Source organism: Neisseria arctica (assembly GCF_022870905.1).
Classification (GTDB): Bacteria; Pseudomonadota; Gammaproteobacteria; order Burkholderiales; family Neisseriaceae; genus Neisseria; species Neisseria arctica.
Genome location: NZ_CP091510.1, coordinates 1,602,378 through 1,619,180, shown reverse-complemented (window position 1 = coordinate 1,619,180; position 16,803 = coordinate 1,602,378). Strand labels below are relative to the sequence as shown.

Below are 16,803 nucleotides of genomic sequence, written 5' to 3'. Positions count from 1 at the left end.
CCATTAATGGGAAAAGTTTTTAGATTTTTTTATGTTTACAGCTATCCGGTAAACACGCCGTATTTTAGGGAGAATAGTCATAAGGGACGGGCATTGTGTATTGGTTATGAAAGTTATCAAACCGCAGGGTAAATTTGCTACAATACCGATTCTCAATCAGATCTATCGGAAAATTCTATGAACAGTAGTTCGCCGGCACCCAGCAGCATCGCTCCTAATTTGGAAAATTACCGCCAATGGTTTGATATTTACGCGGATAAGATTTCGGAGGCTGATGCCAAACTGCTTAAGCGTGCATTGGCGTTGGCAGAAGAAAGCTACCCTGAGGGAGCTGCAACGCCGGTGGGAGAACCACTGCTGAGCAATCTGATGGGTGCGGCTCAAATGGTGGCCGAGATGGATTTACTTTCCGATGCGATTGCGGCTACGCTGTTGACCGATATTTCTGCATATCGGGAGGATTGGCGCGAAGTGGTAACCGAACAATGCGGTGCCAGCGTATGTAATTTGGTTGCCGGTATTGATGAGGTACAGAAGTTAACCCATTTTGCTAAAGTTGACAGCTTGGCTACTCCGGAAGAACGGAACCAGCAGGCGGAAACCATGCGTAAAATGCTGCTGGCAATGGTTAGCGATATCCGTGTGGTATTGATTAAACTGGCGTTGCGTACGCGTACTATGCAGTTCTTAGGATCACAGCCCGATAGTGAGGATAAGCGCGAGCTGGCTAAGGAAACATTGGATATTTTTGCCCCATTGGCTAACCGCTTGGGCGTGTGGCAGCTGAAATGGCAGCTTGAGGATTTGGGTTTTCGCCATCAGAACCCTGAAAAATATAAAGAAATCGCCCGCCTTTTAGATGAAAAACGCACCGAGCGGCTGGAATATATTGAAAATTTCCTGCAAAGCTTACGTATAGAATTAGATAAATATGGCATTAGTTATGATGTGGCCGGGCGGCCGAAGCACATTTATTCCATCTATAAAAAGATGGTGAAAAAAAAGCTGACGTTTGACGGTTTATACGATATCCGAGCCGTGCGGATTCTGGTAGAAAGCATCCCCGAATGCTATACCACGCTGGGGCTTGTACACAGTTTATGGCAACCCATTCCGGGAGAGTTCGACGATTATATCGCCCAACCCAAGGGGAACGGTTATAAAAGCCTGCATACGGTTGTAGTAGGGCCTGAAGACAAAGGTGTCGAAGTACAGATTCGAACGTTTGATATGCACCAGTTTAACGAGTTCGGCGTGGCGGCGCACTGGCGTTACAAAGAGGGTGGCAAAGGCGATAGTGCTTATGAGCAGAAAATCGCTTGGCTGCGCCAGCTGTTGGATTGGCGCGAAAATATGGCCGGAAGTGATAAAGAGGATTTGGCAGGCGCATTCAGAACCGAATTGTTCAGCGATACCATTTATGTTCTTACCCCGCATGGCAAAGTATTATCGCTACCGGCGGGTGCGACGCCGATTGATTTCGCTTATGCGTTGCACAGCAGTATAGGCGACCGCTGCCGCGGTGCGAAAGTAGAAGGGCAGATCGTACCGCTTTCCACACCGTTGGAAAACGGTCAAAGGGTAGAAATTATAACTGCTAAAGAAGGTTCTCCTTCTGTAAACTGGCTTTATGAGGGTTGGGTAAAAAGCAGTAAGGCAATCAGTAAAATCCGTGCTTTTATCCGTCAGCAAAACAGTGAGGCCGTGCGTGAAAACGGTCGGAACCAGTTTGAGAAGCAAATCGCTAAAATCTCGCCCAAGCCTAATTTGCAGGATTTGGCCGAAAAATTGGGTTTTAAGCAAATCGATGATTTATATACTGCCGTAGGGCAGGGAGAGCTTTCACCCCGTGCTATTCAAAAGGCTTGCGGTGCGCTGCATGAGCCTAAGCCCGAGCCGGTGAGCGAAACCAATATCGTTAAACAGTCTAAAATCAAAAAAAGCGGTAAAAACGGGGTTTTGATTGACGGTGAGGATGGCCTGCTGACTACTTTGGCAAAATGCTGCAAGCCGGCACCTCCTGATGAAATTGTCGGTTTTGTTACTCGGGAGCGCGGTATTTCTGTGCATCGAACCAATTGTCCTTCATTTAAACATTTGGCCGAGCAATCGCCTGATAAAGTGTTACCGGCAACATGGGCGGGTACTCAGGACGGACAGGTATTTGCGGTAGATATCGAAATCCGTGCACAAGATCGGGGCGGTTTGTTGCGTGATGTTTCTGATGCATTGGCAAGACACAAGCTCAATGTGACGGCGGTGCAAACCCAGTCTCGCGATTTGGAGGCGAGTATGCGCTTTACCGTTGAAGTAAGGCAGGTTGACGAATTGCCGCGCGTACTGGCGAGTTTGTCGGATGTAAAAGGTGTGTTGAGTGTAACCCGGCTATAAATATATATGCTAAATAAAAAACCATGCCGTCTGAAAATTTCAGACGGCATGGTTTTTTATTTTTGGCATGCTTGAAAGCTAAATATGTTTTAAAAATTTAAAACTCAAAATCCATTTGTTCAGGCAGTAAGACAACCAGTTGGCGGCTTTCCCAAGCCAGCTTTTGGAGTTTGTGGCGACGCATCGCAATCAGACGGATAACTTGATGTTTTTGGGTGCTGCTCATTTTTAGCCAAAAAAGACGTTCTTCACGGCTGCGTAAACAGCCTTTGCAATAGCCTTTACTGTTGGCTTCGCAAACACCGATACAGGGGCTGGGAATGTCGAAGAATTCAAGTTGTTCCATAGGTAGCGGAAGTTTGTAGGGTGGGCTTTTTATTGTAATGCAATTTCAAGCGCATGGAAGGGAAATCAGCTTTGTTTTGCAACGGGATGCGTATTGCCGGAAGTGGTAAAAGTTACGAGGTAAGGGGATGCCGCCTGAAAGATTCGGGTAGCGTATGGGGAAATGTCGGGCAGGGGATTTTCAGGCTTTATTTTGCATATTGTGGTGTTCTATTTCAAAACCGCTTTGTTTGTATGCTTTGAAACGCTCGCGTGCATCGGCCAATTCTTCTAAGCTGGTGCCAACGATTTCCAATACGCGCGACGGTTGGGGGCGTGTGTCACACCAAAAAGCAGCGGACAAGTTTAAAACTACTTCTGCCGTAGTTTGTTTAGGAAGTTGGTTGCCGCTTGAGATGACTATCGGCACATCTTCAGGATACGTACCATCATGCCATATTTCATGAGGTAGAAAAGAAGTGGCGTTAAAGCGCCATAAATCAATGTCGAGCTTGGCTGCGGCCGTTTCGGTATCGGTCCATATCAATATGCTGTTGCTGTTTTGCAGTGCACGTTGCGCTAGGCGGCAGGCAAAATCGGCGGGGTCGGCAACATGGGTATAGAAAGTGGCTTTCGGCATTCATCAAGCTTTCGTATCAAGGTAGGTACGGCAATTAAGAAGGTGTCTAACCGTATGTATGTTTGTTATATGATGTTGATTTTACGTAATAGTGCGCGACAGCCTGCATCGGCGAGCATATATGTTTCGTCAAAATCACCGGTATACCAAGGATCGGGAACATAGTTGTAGCCTGACTCGGGAATCAAATCAGTTAGCTTGAATATTTTTTCGGGGTGTTTGCCGAATAAATGTTCGAGCTTGGCGAGGTTGTCGTCATCCATAGCGATTAAAAAATCATAATGATCAAAATCACTTTTTTTTATTTTGCTGCTGCTAAAACCGGCAGTATTGATACCGTGTTTTTGTAAAGTCTGCTGCGTGCCTTTGTGCATATTCTCACCATCGTGCCAGCCGCTGGTGCCGCTGCTTGAGGAAAGGATACGATTGCCGATGCCCGCTGTTTGCGCAAGGTGGCGTAAAACATACTCCGCCATGGGCGAACGGCAGATGTTGCCGAGGCACACAAATAAAACTTTGTATTGTTTCATTCTGCACTTTCTGCGAAAAGCGGGTTGAAGCCGGGTAGTTTTAAGGCTGCTGCGTAACCGGGAAGCTCTTCTTGTTCACTTATCGGATGATCAAGCTGGCGAATGTTTTCTACCCGGCATTCCAACATCAGATCGAGAAAATTTTGCCGGATAGTTTCAATTTTTTCTGCCGGAGAAAGGGGCCAGCTGAAAACTTGCGGTTGTAATTCGAACTGGCTGTCGGTGGCGTTAAAACCGAATAGCAAGTTTCCGCCTTCTTGTGCGGCAATAACCACACCGACACGCGGGCTTTGCAGACGGATGGCACGAATGGCATTAGCGGCAAAAACGTCAAGCGCCATGCGTAGGCGCATATGGCTACCCTCTGTGATAGCATGCAGTGGGGTAGCAGGAGCAAGTGGGTTGGTAAATAGTGTTAAACCAGGGTGCTTGAGTGTTTCTTGCCATACCTGCATCAGCGGCAAGGCCGCTTCCCTTAGCGTTTGGTTTAAGGCCGTCTGAATATTTTTATCGCCATAGCCAAGTGCGAAAACAACATGTACAGATTGTCCTGCTTCGATATGTAGGTCATGTTGTGGTAATGAGGCGGCAAACTGTTCGGCTGTAGTCGTATTTTGTTTGGCTTGGAACCATTGTCCGGCTTTGATTGCTGCCAATTTTTGAGCTTGTATCAATTTGGGTAGCCAAGTGGCTTGGGCCAATGGGCGTAGAGAAGGATAGTTAGCCAGGCAAGCGGAAATTTCTACGGAAGGTGTATCCAAGTTGAGAACAAGGTTTTGATTGTTACCTGCCACCAATACCACCGGCATGGCAAACCATTGTACTTCTTCGTCGGTTTTTGCTTGTAAGGTTTCATCCAAGCCGTTTAATAAGGCGCGGTAGCGTTCGGCGTCGGGTGCCATGCTCATGGCTACGGATAGGCCGAGATAGTGGTTTTGGTTGAGCATGGTATAAATACTTGCTCGTAAAGACTCTTCGGCAAGCTTGCGCTGTGCTCCGCTATTGCTGCGGACGATTTGGTCTGCATAAAGCAGTAAGTCGTTTTTAACCGGATCGGTAGGGTAGGGGCGGGTGTCGGGTAGTGTGTGTCGGATCGTCATTTTTTGCTTTGGTGGTTATCGGTGTGTGAATAGAAATTAATTATAGCAATATCGGTACTATTCGAGGGAGTGCTTAATATGGCTTGTGTTGTTTCGAAGCCAAAATTTGTCTTATATGTTTTCAGACGGCCTACATGATTTGATGAATGCAGTAAAATATTTATTGATCCGGTTTATTTGGAAATCTGGTGCTTATTTGGCTATGTATGATGCGATATAAGCAGTGCTACTAAAGAATACTGTTTAAAAAAAACTTGATGTTAAATAAAAATAAGGCTGTCTGAAAACTAAATATGTCTGATTCTGTGATGGCGCCCGAGTGGGTATGTAAATTTTTTTCTTCTCTTTCCGATGGCGGTTTGAGAGGGCAAATTGTGGAAGTTGGTCTTAGCGGAGGGCTGGATTCCGTTGTGTTGTTACACATGTTGAGGCAGCTGAGGGAGCGCTTGAGCTTAACGGTGACAGCAGTACATGTTCATCACGGTTTACAGGAGCAGGCGGATGAGTGGGCTGTGTTTTGTGAGGAATTATGCCAAAAGTGGGATATACCGTTACGCATTGAGTATGTGACGGTTGAGACTAAAGGCAGGGGAATTGAGGCTGCCGCTCGAGAGCAACGCTATCAGGTATTTAGTCGCAGCAAAGCGAACCGTGTTGCATTGGCGCATCATCGGGATGACCAAGTGGAAACCTTTATGCTGGGTGTGTTGCGTGGCGGAGGTTTAAGAAGCTTGTCGGCCATGCCAGAATTACGCCTATTGGATGGTAAGGTTTGTCTGTGGCGGCCATTGTTGTCTTTTGACCGTGAAGAATTAAAAGCATATGCACGGGCTTATAATTTGGCTTTTATTGAAGATCCCAGTAATCAAGATAGCTCGTTACTACGCAATTGGTTACGCCATCATGGCTTGCCGCTGTGGCGGGAGCGTATTCCTAATATAGATAAGCACATCGGCAGTAGTGTTGCTTGTTTGCAAGACGAGTTGGCTGTTTTGCAGGAAGTTGTAGCTGAAGATGCCGATAGGATGTTACATGAAGAGGTATTGGATCTTGATTTATGGCGGTATTTGAGCCCTGCACGCCGACGCCAGCAATTATTATATTTTGCGGCCAAACAAGGGTTGGGGACGCCGACGGCGATATCGGTATCTGCTTTTGAAGAAACATTGAGCCGAATTGGCAGTGGTTCTGCAGAATGGGCGTTACCTAAAGGTAAGGCTTATGCTTACAGGAACCGTCTGTTTGGTATGCGAGATGATTGGTTGTCGGAAAATGCCTGGGGACTGGATAATAAAATATGTGGTCGTCTGAACGATATCTTAACAAATAACGGTTTTACGTTGCAGCATAATTCGTTCGGATTAAGTGAGGAAATGTTAAGACAAGTTGGTATGATTAGGGTTGTTAATACCGATGATTCTTTAAACTTAACCGTTGGTCGAAAAAGTGTTTGGAAAATTTTACAAGAATGTAGGGTGCCACCATTCTTAAGGCCATATTGGCCTATTGTAACCGATAGTGAAAATCGCTGTATCGCTATTGCTAATATTTGGGTAAGTGTTCATGATGGCGTCGCCGGGGGCTCTTTACCGGTATTTAAAAAGTTTAATCGGTTTGTTTTGGAACCAAAATAAAGATGGCTTGTCTGTATATAAGCAAAGAATGCACGCAACGCCATCTGAACATAACTTGCTAAAATTAAAGGTTATCAATGAACGATCGTAAAATCGATCAGGCGCTGGTTCAACGTGCACAAAAAGGTGATCATAAAGCGTTTGAATTGCTGGTTTCTAAATACCAGCGTCGCCTGACACGCCTGTTATCGCGTTTTATCCATGATGAACATGAAGTGAATGATGTTACCCAAGAAGCCTTGATTAAAGCTTATCGGGCATTGCCTAACTTTCGTGGTGACAGTGCATTTTATACATGGCTTTACCGTATCGCTATCAATACTGCTAAAAACTTTTTGGCCACATCAGGGCGTCGTCCTTTTGTCAGCGCGGATGTAGCAAATGATGAGGGTGATGTCATGGATTTGGCAGAGCAGTTGGCAGATGATCATACTCCCGAAGCTGAAATGTTGAATCGAGAAATTTTGCAAACGGTAGAAGCGGCGATAGAAAAATTGCCTGAAGATTTGCGTAAAGCTATTACATTAAGGGAAATAGAAGGTTTGTCTTATGAGCAGATTGCTCAGATAATGGATTGTCCAATCGGTACCGTACGTTCACGTATTTTCCGTGCTCGCGAAGTTATAGCAAAAGATTTACGGCCATTGTTGGACACATCTGAAGATAAAAGGTGGTAGAGAAATGACGAAAGAACAGAATTACGAATATGTTTCTGCCGCAATGGATGACGAGTTAACCGAAGAGGCGCTCGATAAATTATTGCAGGATTCCGAAGCGCAACAAAAATGGAACGAATACCATTTAATCCGTGATTATTTGCAAAGTACTCAACGGTTATCAATGCATCAGGTTGATATGCAGTTTGATTACGTGACGGTGAAAACGGAAACAGCAAAAGCAGTAAAGATTGAAGAGCCGGTTTCTCCTGCCAATAGCATATTTAAAGGCTTTGCCATTGCTGCCAGTATATTGGCCGTGGCTGTGATCGGGTGGCAGATGTTGCCGTTACATACTGGTGAGGTTGGTTCTGTAGAGGTTGCGAATGAACAATCTTTGCAGCTGAAGTCCAATGATGCAGTAGTTCCCGTTGCAGGGGTTGCTGCTAAAGGAGAAGTGGTTAAACCAACCGATAATACCGCGCCTGGAGTGGTTGTTCCTAATGCGGCCCAAGCGAATGAACCTAGTGCAGAAGCTAAACCTGCAATTCAAGTAGAAAAACCGGGCGAGGTTAATACTTTGGAGAGCAGTGGTACGTCTAATCAAACCAAAAAGATACACTAAGAAGTTTTGTATCATCAAAAACGGCTTCCTTAAGATATGGGAAGCCGTTTTTGATACCTTACTGGGCTGATTTGATGTTGTTATGTAACTTTTATAACAAATTTTATTGGTGCGTGCAGTAATTTAAAAGAGGCCGTTTGAAAATATTCAGACGGCTTTGCGCTTTAAAATATGGTACGACAGATAGTAAGATATTTATTTCTGTGCATATAACTGACGGGCGGCTTCAAGAGCATAATAGGTGAGAATACCGTCTGCTCCGGCACGTTTAAATGCCATTAGACTTTCTAAAATCACTTTGTTGCCATCCAGCCAGCCGTTCTGTATAGCTGCCTGTAGCATGGCATATTCACCAGATACTTGATAAGCATATGTAGGAACACCGAATTCATCTTTTACACGGCGGACAATATCTAAATAAGGCAGGCCGGGTTTTACCATTACCATATCTGCGCCTTCTTGAATGTCCAAGGCAACCTCGTGTAAAGCTTCGTTGCTGTTGGCGGGATCCATTTGATAAGTAAATTTATCGGCTTTACCTAAATTGACTGCACTGCCCACCGCATCTCTAAAAGGGCCATAAAATGCTGACGCATATTTTGCAGAATAAGCCATGATACGGGTGTGTATATACCCTGCATTTTCCAAAGCTTGGCGGATGAAACCAATACGGCCGTCCATCATATCAGAAGGTGCAACCACTTGAGCGCCTGCATCTGCATGCGCTAATGCCTGTTTGATTAATACGTCGATTGTTTCATCATTCAAAACATAATTATTTTCATCAATCAAACCATCTTGCCCATGTATTGTATAAGGATCTAGGGCGACATCTGTCATGATGCCAAGCTCAGGGAAAGTTTCGCGTAATTTGCGTACAACGGTAGGCACTAAACCTTCGGGGTTGTAGGCTTCTTCGGCAGAGGCAGTTTTATTGTTTTTGATAACGGGAAATAGTGCCAGCATAGGAATGCCTAGCTTTACGGCCTCTTCGGCAGTAAAAAGTAATTTATCCAAGCTTTGGCGTTTTACTCCGGGCATAGAAGCAATATTTTCTTCTTGATTGCAGCCTTCCAGTACAAAGACGGGATAAATCAAATCACTTGTATTAAGGGTATGCTCGCGCATCAAGCGCCTAGAAAAAGTATCTTTGCGCATACGGCGCATACGTGAGAGTGGAAATGTTCGGTAAGGAGTTTTCATCATTTGATTTAAGATTCCATTTGGAGCAGGTTAACTTAAACATTGTAGTATGCTTAAGTACGAAAAACAAAGTTAGGCCAATGCAAGGGTGTATAAAGTATTCGTGTTTAATTTTTTTCAGACGGCATAATTTTTAGGATTTGGCTAAAAATATTAAGAAATATTGATTATTTTAAGTTATCCAACAATTAGCCCTATGATTTAAGATTTAAATAATTAAAATTATTTAGCAGCTCTATTCATGGAAGAGGAAGAGAGGGTAACTGTAGTGTTTTTGCTAGGGGGCTGAAGGTGAATGGGTAGCGGTGCGGGTGAGTTTGGGTGTCGAAGAGGTATGAAGTTTCCGATGGGCGGCATCCTCTGTTTTGTCTATTTTTAGTTATAAAAAATTCTGTTGTAAAACAGATGGGTGCAATTTTTTCTGGGGGATTTTTTGTTTTGGGGGTTGACGGATTTTGTTTGGGTTGTGTATAGTTCGGTTCTTCGCTGCTGAGGCGGTGAATAAAACTGACTGTAGATTGTACCACGGTTGGGATTTTGAGTAAACGGATTGGTTGCTTTTAGTCTTGACAGATAAAATTTTGGTGGTTTATAATTTCGGTCTTGCTCTTTAACAAACAGATTACCGATAAGTGTGAGTGCCTTGGGCCTCACACTGCGACAAAAACAGACAAGATGTAGATTATCTACGCTTTGTCAGTTTCTTTGAAGCAGACCAGAAGTTAAAAAGTTAGAGATTGAACATAAGAGTTTGATCCTGGCTCAGATTGAACGCTGGCGGCATGCTTTACACATGCAAGTCGAACGGCAGCACGAAAGAGCTTGCTCTTTTGGTGGCGAGTGGCGAACGGGTGAGTAATACATTGGAACGTACCGAGTAATGGGGGATAACTGTCCGAAAGGATGGCTAATACCGCATACGCTCTGAGGAGGAAAGCGGGGGACCTTCGGGCCTCGCGTTATTCGAGCGGCCAATGTCTGATTAGCTAGTTGGTGGGGTAAAGGCCTACCAAGGCGACGATCAGTAGTGGGTCTGAGAGGATGATCCGCCACACTGGGACTGAGACACGGCCCAGACTCCTACGGGAGGCAGCAGTGGGGAATTTTGGACAATGGGCGAAAGCCTGATCCAGCCATGCCGCGTGTCTGAAGAAGGCCTTCGGGTTGTAAAGGACTTTTGTCAGGGAAGAAAGGGTTTGGGTTAATACCCTGAGCTTATGACGGTACCTGAAGAATAAGCACCGGCTAACTACGTGCCAGCAGCCGCGGTAATACGTAGGGTGCGAGCGTTAATCGGAATTACTGGGCGTAAAGCGAGCGCAGACGGTTACTTAAGCAAGATGTGAAAGCCCCGGGCTCAACCTGGGAACTGCGTTTTGAACTGGGTGACTAGAGTGTGTCAGAGGGGGGTAGAATTCCACGTGTAGCAGTGAAATGCGTAGAGATGTGGAGGAATACCGATGGCGAAGGCAGCCCCCTGGGATAACACTGACGTTCATGCTCGAAAGCGTGGGTAGCAAACAGGATTAGATACCCTGGTAGTCCACGCCCTAAACGATGTCAATTAGCTGTTGGGGTACTTGATACCTTAGTAGCGTAGCTAACGCGTGAAATTGACCGCCTGGGGAGTACGGTCGCAAGATTAAAACTCAAAGGAATTGACGGGGACCCGCACAAGCGGTGGATGATGTGGATTAATTCGATGCAACGCGAAGAACCTTACCTGGTCTTGACATGTACGGAACCCTCCAGAGACGGAGGGGTGCCTTCGGGAACCGTAACACAGGTGCTGCATGGCTGTCGTCAGCTCGTGTCGTGAGATGTTGGGTTAAGTCCCGCAACGAGCGCAACCCTTGTCATTAGTTGCCATCATTTAGTTGGGCACTCTAATGAGACTGCCGGTGACAAGCCGGAGGAAGGTGGGGATGACGTCAAGTCCTCATGGCCCTTATGACCAGGGCTTCACACGTCATACAATGGTCGGTACAGAGGGTAGCCAAGCCGCGAGGCGGAGCCAATCCCAGAAAACCGATCGTAGTCCGGATTGCACTCTGCAACTCGAGTGCATGAAGTCGGAATCGCTAGTAATCGCAGGTCAGCATACTGCGGTGAATACGTTCCCGGGTCTTGTACACACCGCCCGTCACACCATGGGAGTGGGGGATACCAGAATTGGGTAGGGTAACCTTCGGGAGCCCGCTTAACACGGTATGCTTCATGACTGGGGTGAAGTCGTAACAAGGTAGCCGTAGGGGAACCTGCGGCTGGATCACCTCCTTTCTAGAGAAGAAGAGGTTTAAGGCATTCACACTTATCGGTAAGCTGTGGAATTAGAGATGCAAAGGAAGTAAACAAGGCCTTGGGTTTGTAGCTCAGCTGGTTAGAGCACACGCTTGATAAGCGTGGGGTCGGAGGTTCAAGTCCTCCCAGACCCACCAAACGCATGAAGCAGAAGAGTCCGGTAGCGGATTTGGAAAGCGAAGGGCCAGGATACCCGATACTGGGGGCATAGCTCAGTTGGTAGAGCACCTGCTTTGCAAGCAGGGGGTCATCGGTTCGATCCCGTTTGCCTCCACCATACTTTGCAAATCAAAGCGAAAGAAAGTTGAAGTGAAGAAGCGCGAAAAAGCTTCTTTTTAGTTGACTTTCAGAAGTTGGCTGTTATAATGGCCAGCTCATTTTGATTTGCGAAGTAAGCCAGCGGCTGGCATATGTTGTATTGCATATGTAAGAAGTTGCTTGGAAAGCGCATCGATCTTTAACAAATTGGAAAGCCGAAATCAACAAACAAAGACAATGTTGGTCGGATTGGGAAAGAAGCGGTTGCAACTGCTTTTTTTCAAACTTTAAAGAAAAGCCTTGCTGAGTATTTAATAAGCAATTCGATCACAGTATTTGGGTGATGATTGTATCAACCGGTCCTGAAAAACAAAAGGCAGGATCGGTACACAACAAGCAGTAAGCTTTATCAAAGTAAGTGCCTTAAGCCGGATTGCCTAGTCAACGGGATGAAGGCGAAGTCAAAAAGGTTCTTGAAATGATAGAGTCAAGTGAATAAGTGCATCAGGTGGATGCCTTGGCGATGATAGGCGACGAAGGACGTGTAAGCCTGCGAAAAGCGTGGGGGAGCTGGCAATAAAGCTATGATCCCGCGATGTCCGAATGGGGAAACCCACTCAGCTTGCTGAGTATCCTTATCTGAATACATAGGATAAGCGAAGCGAACCCGGAGAACTGAACCATCTAAGTACCCGGAGGAAAAGAAATCAACCGAGATTCCGTAAGTAGTGGCGAGCGAACGCGGAGGAGCCTGTATATGATAATTGTTGCGATAGAAGAACAAGCTGGGAAGCTTGGCCATAGTGGGTGATAGCCCCGTATTCGAAATTGCAATGATGGTACTAGGTATACGACAAGTAGGGCGGGACACGTGAAATCCTGTCTGAATATGGGGGGACCATCCTCCAAGGCTAAATACTCATCATCGACCGATAGTGAACCAGTACCGTGAGGGAAAGGCGAAAAGAACCCCGGGAGGGGAGTGAAATAGAACCTGAAACCTGATGCATACAAACAGTGGGAGCGGACTTGTTCCGTGACTGCGTACCTTTTGTATAATGGGTCAACGACTTACATTCAGTAGCGAGCTTAACCGGATAGGGGAGGCGTAGGGAAACCGAGTCTTAATAGGGCGATGAGTTGCTGGGTGTAGACCCGAAACCGAGTGATCTATCCATGGCCAGGATGAAGGTGCCGTAACAGGTACTGGAGGTCCGAACCCACGCATGTTGCAAAATGCGGGGATGAGCTGTGGATAGGGGTGAAAGGCTAAACAAACTCGGAGATAGCTGGTTCTCCCCGAAAACTATTTAGGTAGTGCCTCGAGTAAGAGACTGATGGGGGTAAAGCACTGTTATGGCTAGGGGGTTATTGCAACTTACCAACCCATGGCAAACTAAGAATACCATCAAGTTGTTCCTCGGGAGACAGACAGCGGGTGCTAACGTCCGTTGTCAAAAGGGAAACAACCCAGACCGCCAGCTAAGGTCCCAAATGATAGATTAAGTGGTAAACGAAGTGGGAAGGCCCAGACAGCCAGGATGTTGGCTTAGAAGCAGCCATCATTTAAAGAAAGCGTAATAGCTCACTGGTCGAGTCGTCCTGCGCGGAAGATGTAACGGGGCTCAAATCTATAACCGAAGCTGCGGATGCTAATTTATTAGCATGGTAGGGGAGCGTTCTGTAGGCCGAAGAAGGTAACTTGAGAAGGTTGCTGGAGGTATCAGAAGTGCGAATGTTGACATGAGTAGCGATAAAGCGGGTGAAAAGCCCGCTCGCCGAAAACCCAAGGTTTCCTACGCAACGTTCATCGGCGTAGGGTGAGTCGGCCCCTAAGGCGAGGCAGAAATGCGTAGTCGATGGGAAACGGGTTAATATTCCCGTACTTTGATTTAGTGCGATGTGGGGACGGAGAAGGTTATGTCAGCGGCCTGTTGGAATAGGTCGTTCAAGCCGGTAGGTGGAAAGTTTAGGCAAATCCGGACTTTCATAACACCGAGAAGTGATAACGAGACTCTACGGAGTTGAAGTGACAGATACCACGCTTCCAGGAAAAGCCACTAAGCTTCAGCTAAATCAGAACCGTACCGCAAACCGACACAGGTGGGTAGGATGAGAATTCTAAGGCGCTTGAGAGAACTCAGGAGAAGGAACTCGGCAAATTGATACCGTAACTTCGGGAGAAGGTATGCCCTCTAATGTGAAGCACTTGCTGCGTAAGCATCGGAGGGTCGCAGAGAATAGGTGGCTGCGACTGTTTATTAAAAACACAGCACTCTGCTAACACGAAAGTGGACGTATAGGGTGTGACGCCTGCCCGGTGCTGGAAGGTTAATTGAAGATGTGCAAGCATCGGATCGAAGCCCCAGTAAACGGCGGCCGTAACTATAACGGTCCTAAGGTAGCGAAATTCCTTGTCGGGTAAGTTCCGACCCGCACGAATGGCGTAACGATGGCCACACTGTCTCCTCCTGAGACTCAGCGAAGTTGAAATGGTTGTGAAGATGCAATCTCCCCGCTGCTAGACGGAAAGACCCCGTGAACCTTTACTGTAGCTTTGCATTGGACTTTGAAGGCACTTGTGTAGGATAGGTGGGAGGCTTTGAAGCAGAGACGCCAGTTTCTGTGGAGCCGTCCTTGAAATACCACCCTGGTGTCTTTGAGGTTCTAACCCAGACCCGTTATCCGGGTCGGGGACCGTGCATGGTAGGCAGTTTGACTGGGGCGGTCTCCTCCCAAAGAGTAACGGAGGAGTTCGAAGGTTACCTAGGTCCGGTCGGAAATCGGACTGATAGTGCAATGGCAAAAGGTAGCTTAACTGCGAGACCGACAAGTCGAGCAGGTGCGAAAGCAGGACATAGTGATCCGGTGGTTCTGTATGGAAGGGCCATCGCTCAACGGATAAAAGGTACTCCGGGGATAACAGGCTGATTCCGCCCAAGAGTTCATATCGACGGCGGAGTTTGGCACCTCGATGTCGGCTCATCACATCCTGGGGCTGTAGTCGGTCCCAAGGGTATGGCTGTTCGCCATTTAAAGTGGTACGTGAGCTGGGTTTAAAACGTCGTGAGACAGTTTGGTCCCTATCTGCAGTGGGCGTTGGAAGTTTGACGGGGGCTGCTCCTAGTACGAGAGGACCGGAGTGGACGAACCTCTGGTGTACCGGTTGTCACGCCAGTGGCATAGCCGGGTAGCTAAGTTCGGAAGAGATAAACGCTGAAAGCATCTAAGCGTGAAACTCGCCTGAAGATGAGACTTCCCTGGTGGTTTAACCACCCTAAAGAGTCGTTCGAGACCAGGACGTTGATAGGTCGGGTGTGGAAGTGCAGCAATGCATGGAGCTAACCGATACTAATTGCTCGTGAGGCTTGACTCTATCATTTGAAGGGCTTTGCCCGAAATGAAAAAGCTTATGTAAGTCTTGATTATAAAGATACCATCACCGTTGATTAAATAATAAATAAGTGGAATAAACCTTCCATAACGGCTTTATCAATTTGACAGTTTAAGTCTGGCGGCCATAGCGAGTTGGTCCCACGCCTTCCCATCCCGAACAGGACCGTGAAACGACTCAGCGCCGATGATAGTGTGGATTCCCATGTGAAAGTAGGTCACTGCCAGACACCCATTCCTAAAAGCCCCGGTAAAGCCGGGGCTTTTAATTTGCTTCTTGAAAAGCAAACTAACAAGTAAACAAACTAAAAAATACTGATTTCTAAAAACAGCCGTACAATCTATGGGGATTGTACGGCTGTTTGGCTTTGCTTCGGTCCTGCATACTTAGCTTTAGCGCAAAACCGTGCGTATCCAGCGGTTGACCCACTGCTGTTGTTTGCGGGTGATGGTGCTGTAACCGGGCGTACTGTGCTCCGGCGGCGGCTCTGCAAAGCTAAAGGCGAGAGGAAGGCGGGTGCCTTTGATGGCTGGGTAGACCCACATTTCGGCGGGTAGCGCCTGTTGCGCCTCGGGGGCCTGTAGAAAGGCCACCAGCTTGCCGGCCAGTGCCGGTTGGGCCGCTCCTCTTAATACCGCCGCGCCTTCTACCTGACGGTAAACGCCTCCTTTGAGTAGCAGGTTCCCTGTCGGCGGAACCCTGTATCGACAGTTAGTTATAGGAATGATTAAAAAGCAATATGCCGCCCGAAAAAATTTAGGTGGCATATAAATTGAGGTTATATTTGAATTAAAAAATTAAGAGTTGAAAGTATTACATTGATTTATATTACCACTTTGTACACCACGTTTAAACCAGGCCATACGATCAGCAGAAGAACCATGTGTGAAGCTATCGGGCATAATATAACCTTGACTATGTGTTTGTAGGCGATCATCACCTACAGATTCTGCAGCAGCTAATGCTTCTTCCAAGTCTCCTTGTTCAAATAAATTTTGTGAAATCGCATGTGCTCCCCAAATGCCTGCAAAGCAATCAGCTTGTAACTCTAACTTAACAGAGAGTGCATTCGCCTGACGTTGGTCAGTGCTTTGCTGTGCCTGATTTACTTGGGGCAATATACCCATAAGGTTTTGTACATGATGGCCAACTTCATGTGCAATTACATAGGCAAAGGCAGCATCACCTGATGCACCGAGTTTTGTTTGCATATCTTCATAAAAGGATAAGTCTAAATATATTTTTTGGTCAGCAGGACAATAAAATGGCCCCATTGCAGCTTGTCCAGTACCACATGCTGTTTGTGTACCAGCATTATAAAGAGTAAGAGTAGGAGGCGAATATTCAGATCCATTTTTTGAAAAATATTCTCGCCAAGTATCTTCTGTATCGGCTAGAACTACTCGTGATAGCTCATTTAATTGAGCTTCTTGTTCGGTGCTTAAAGAAGATTGTTGTATGCTTGCATTGCCAATACTAGGCGTACCTACAACCCCGGATAAATCGATACCATAGTAGGCACCTACTAATAATACGATGAGTCCGATTATACCTGTGCTTTTTCCACTAATATGGCGCTGCCCACGACGATCCTCTACATTTGAGCTTTGCTTTCTTCCTTCCCAGCGCATTTTTGCGATCCTTTTAAAATTAAGTACCTTACTTAGAATAATTTGATATTGTTGATATTGAATGTTGTATTAATAGTATATAAGGTTTAAAAATACTAATATCAAAAAGATAATTT

At 46.4% G+C, this 16,803-nt stretch carries 10 protein-coding genes, 2 tRNA genes, 3 rRNA genes and 1 pseudogene; 9 read left to right on the top strand and 7 right to left on the bottom strand.

Annotated elements, in window-relative coordinates:
- Positions 1–177: 177 nt before the first annotated feature.
- Positions 178–2,391, top strand: a complete 2,214-nt coding sequence (locus LVJ86_RS07485) for a RelA/SpoT family protein (RefSeq protein ID WP_047760284.1) — start codon at positions 178–180, stop codon at positions 2,389–2,391.
- 97 nt (positions 2,392–2,488) lie between these two features.
- Here LVJ86_RS07485 and LVJ86_RS07480 read toward each other — a convergent pair whose 3' ends face one another.
- The 4 genes from LVJ86_RS07480 to LVJ86_RS07465 form a co-directional block, all read right to left on the bottom strand.
- Positions 2,489–2,737 (bottom strand): DUF1289 domain-containing protein, encoded by a 249-nt coding sequence (locus LVJ86_RS07480; RefSeq protein ID WP_047760283.1) that lies wholly within the window; start codon positions 2,735–2,737, stop codon positions 2,489–2,491.
- A 180-nt stretch (positions 2,738–2,917) separates the two neighbouring features.
- Entirely contained in the window at positions 2,918–3,355 is a 438-nt protein-coding gene (locus LVJ86_RS07475) for a DNA polymerase III subunit chi (protein ID WP_047760282.1), read from the bottom strand.
- 65 nt (positions 3,356–3,420) lie between these two features.
- Entirely contained in the window at positions 3,421–3,885 is a 465-nt protein-coding gene (locus LVJ86_RS07470; protein WP_047760281.1) for a low molecular weight protein-tyrosine-phosphatase, read from the bottom strand.
- Positions 3,882–4,985, bottom strand: coding sequence for a hypothetical protein (locus tag LVJ86_RS07465; protein ID WP_047760280.1), 1,104 nt, complete (start codon positions 4,983–4,985; stop codon positions 3,882–3,884). Before LVJ86_RS07465 ends, LVJ86_RS07470 begins: the two co-directional genes overlap by 4 nt.
- A 293-nt stretch (positions 4,986–5,278) precedes the next feature.
- Between LVJ86_RS07465 and tilS the strand changes: the two genes are divergently transcribed.
- The 3 genes from tilS (at position 5,279) to LVJ86_RS07450 (ending at position 7,900) form a co-directional block, all read left to right on the top strand.
- Entirely contained in the window at positions 5,279–6,619 is a 1,341-nt protein-coding gene (tilS, locus tag LVJ86_RS07460) for a tRNA lysidine(34) synthetase TilS (RefSeq protein ID WP_053008294.1), read from the top strand.
- Between the two features lie 77 nt (positions 6,620–6,696).
- Positions 6,697–7,296, top strand: a complete 600-nt coding sequence (rpoE, locus tag LVJ86_RS07455; protein ID WP_047760279.1) for an RNA polymerase sigma factor RpoE — start codon at positions 6,697–6,699, stop codon at positions 7,294–7,296.
- Positions 7,297–7,300: 4 nt separating this feature from the next.
- Positions 7,301–7,900, top strand: coding sequence for a sigma-E factor negative regulatory protein (locus LVJ86_RS07450; RefSeq protein WP_047760278.1), 600 nt, complete (start codon positions 7,301–7,303; stop codon positions 7,898–7,900).
- Between the two features lie 195 nt (positions 7,901–8,095).
- On the opposite strand, the gene hemB is transcribed toward LVJ86_RS07450, so the two are convergent.
- Entirely contained in the window at positions 8,096–9,103 is a 1,008-nt protein-coding gene (gene hemB / locus LVJ86_RS07445) for a porphobilinogen synthase (protein WP_047760432.1), read from the bottom strand.
- Positions 9,104–9,842: 739 nt separating this feature from the next.
- Between hemB and LVJ86_RS07440 the strand changes: the two genes are divergently transcribed.
- The 5 genes from LVJ86_RS07440 to rrf all read left to right on the top strand — a co-directional run bounded on the left by LVJ86_RS07440 (position 9,843) and on the right by rrf (position 15,285).
- Positions 9,843–11,383, top strand: a 16S ribosomal RNA gene (locus LVJ86_RS07440).
- A gap of 81 nt (positions 11,384–11,464) precedes the next feature.
- Positions 11,465–11,541, top strand: a tRNA-Ile gene (locus LVJ86_RS07435).
- Positions 11,542–11,605: 64 nt separating this feature from the next.
- A tRNA-Ala gene (locus tag LVJ86_RS07430) sits at positions 11,606–11,681 on the top strand.
- A gap of 466 nt (positions 11,682–12,147) precedes the next feature.
- A 23S ribosomal RNA gene (locus LVJ86_RS07425) occupies positions 12,148–15,038 on the top strand.
- A gap of 134 nt (positions 15,039–15,172) precedes the next feature.
- Positions 15,173–15,285, top strand: a 5S ribosomal RNA gene (gene rrf, locus LVJ86_RS07420).
- Together the 16S, 23S and 5S rRNA genes with 2 tRNA genes alongside form the textbook arrangement of a ribosomal RNA operon.
- A gap of 163 nt (positions 15,286–15,448) precedes the next feature.
- Here the strand turns inward: rrf and LVJ86_RS07415 are convergent.
- Both LVJ86_RS07415 and ypfJ read right to left on the bottom strand, forming a co-directional pair.
- A pseudogene (locus LVJ86_RS07415) lies at positions 15,449–15,763 on the bottom strand (thiamine ABC transporter substrate-binding protein); the annotation flags it as partial.
- Between the two features lie 90 nt (positions 15,764–15,853).
- A complete protein-coding gene (ypfJ, locus tag LVJ86_RS07410; protein WP_047761447.1) occupies positions 15,854–16,687 on the bottom strand; it encodes a KPN_02809 family neutral zinc metallopeptidase in 834 nt (277 codons plus the stop codon).
- Positions 16,688–16,803 lie beyond the last annotated feature (116 nt).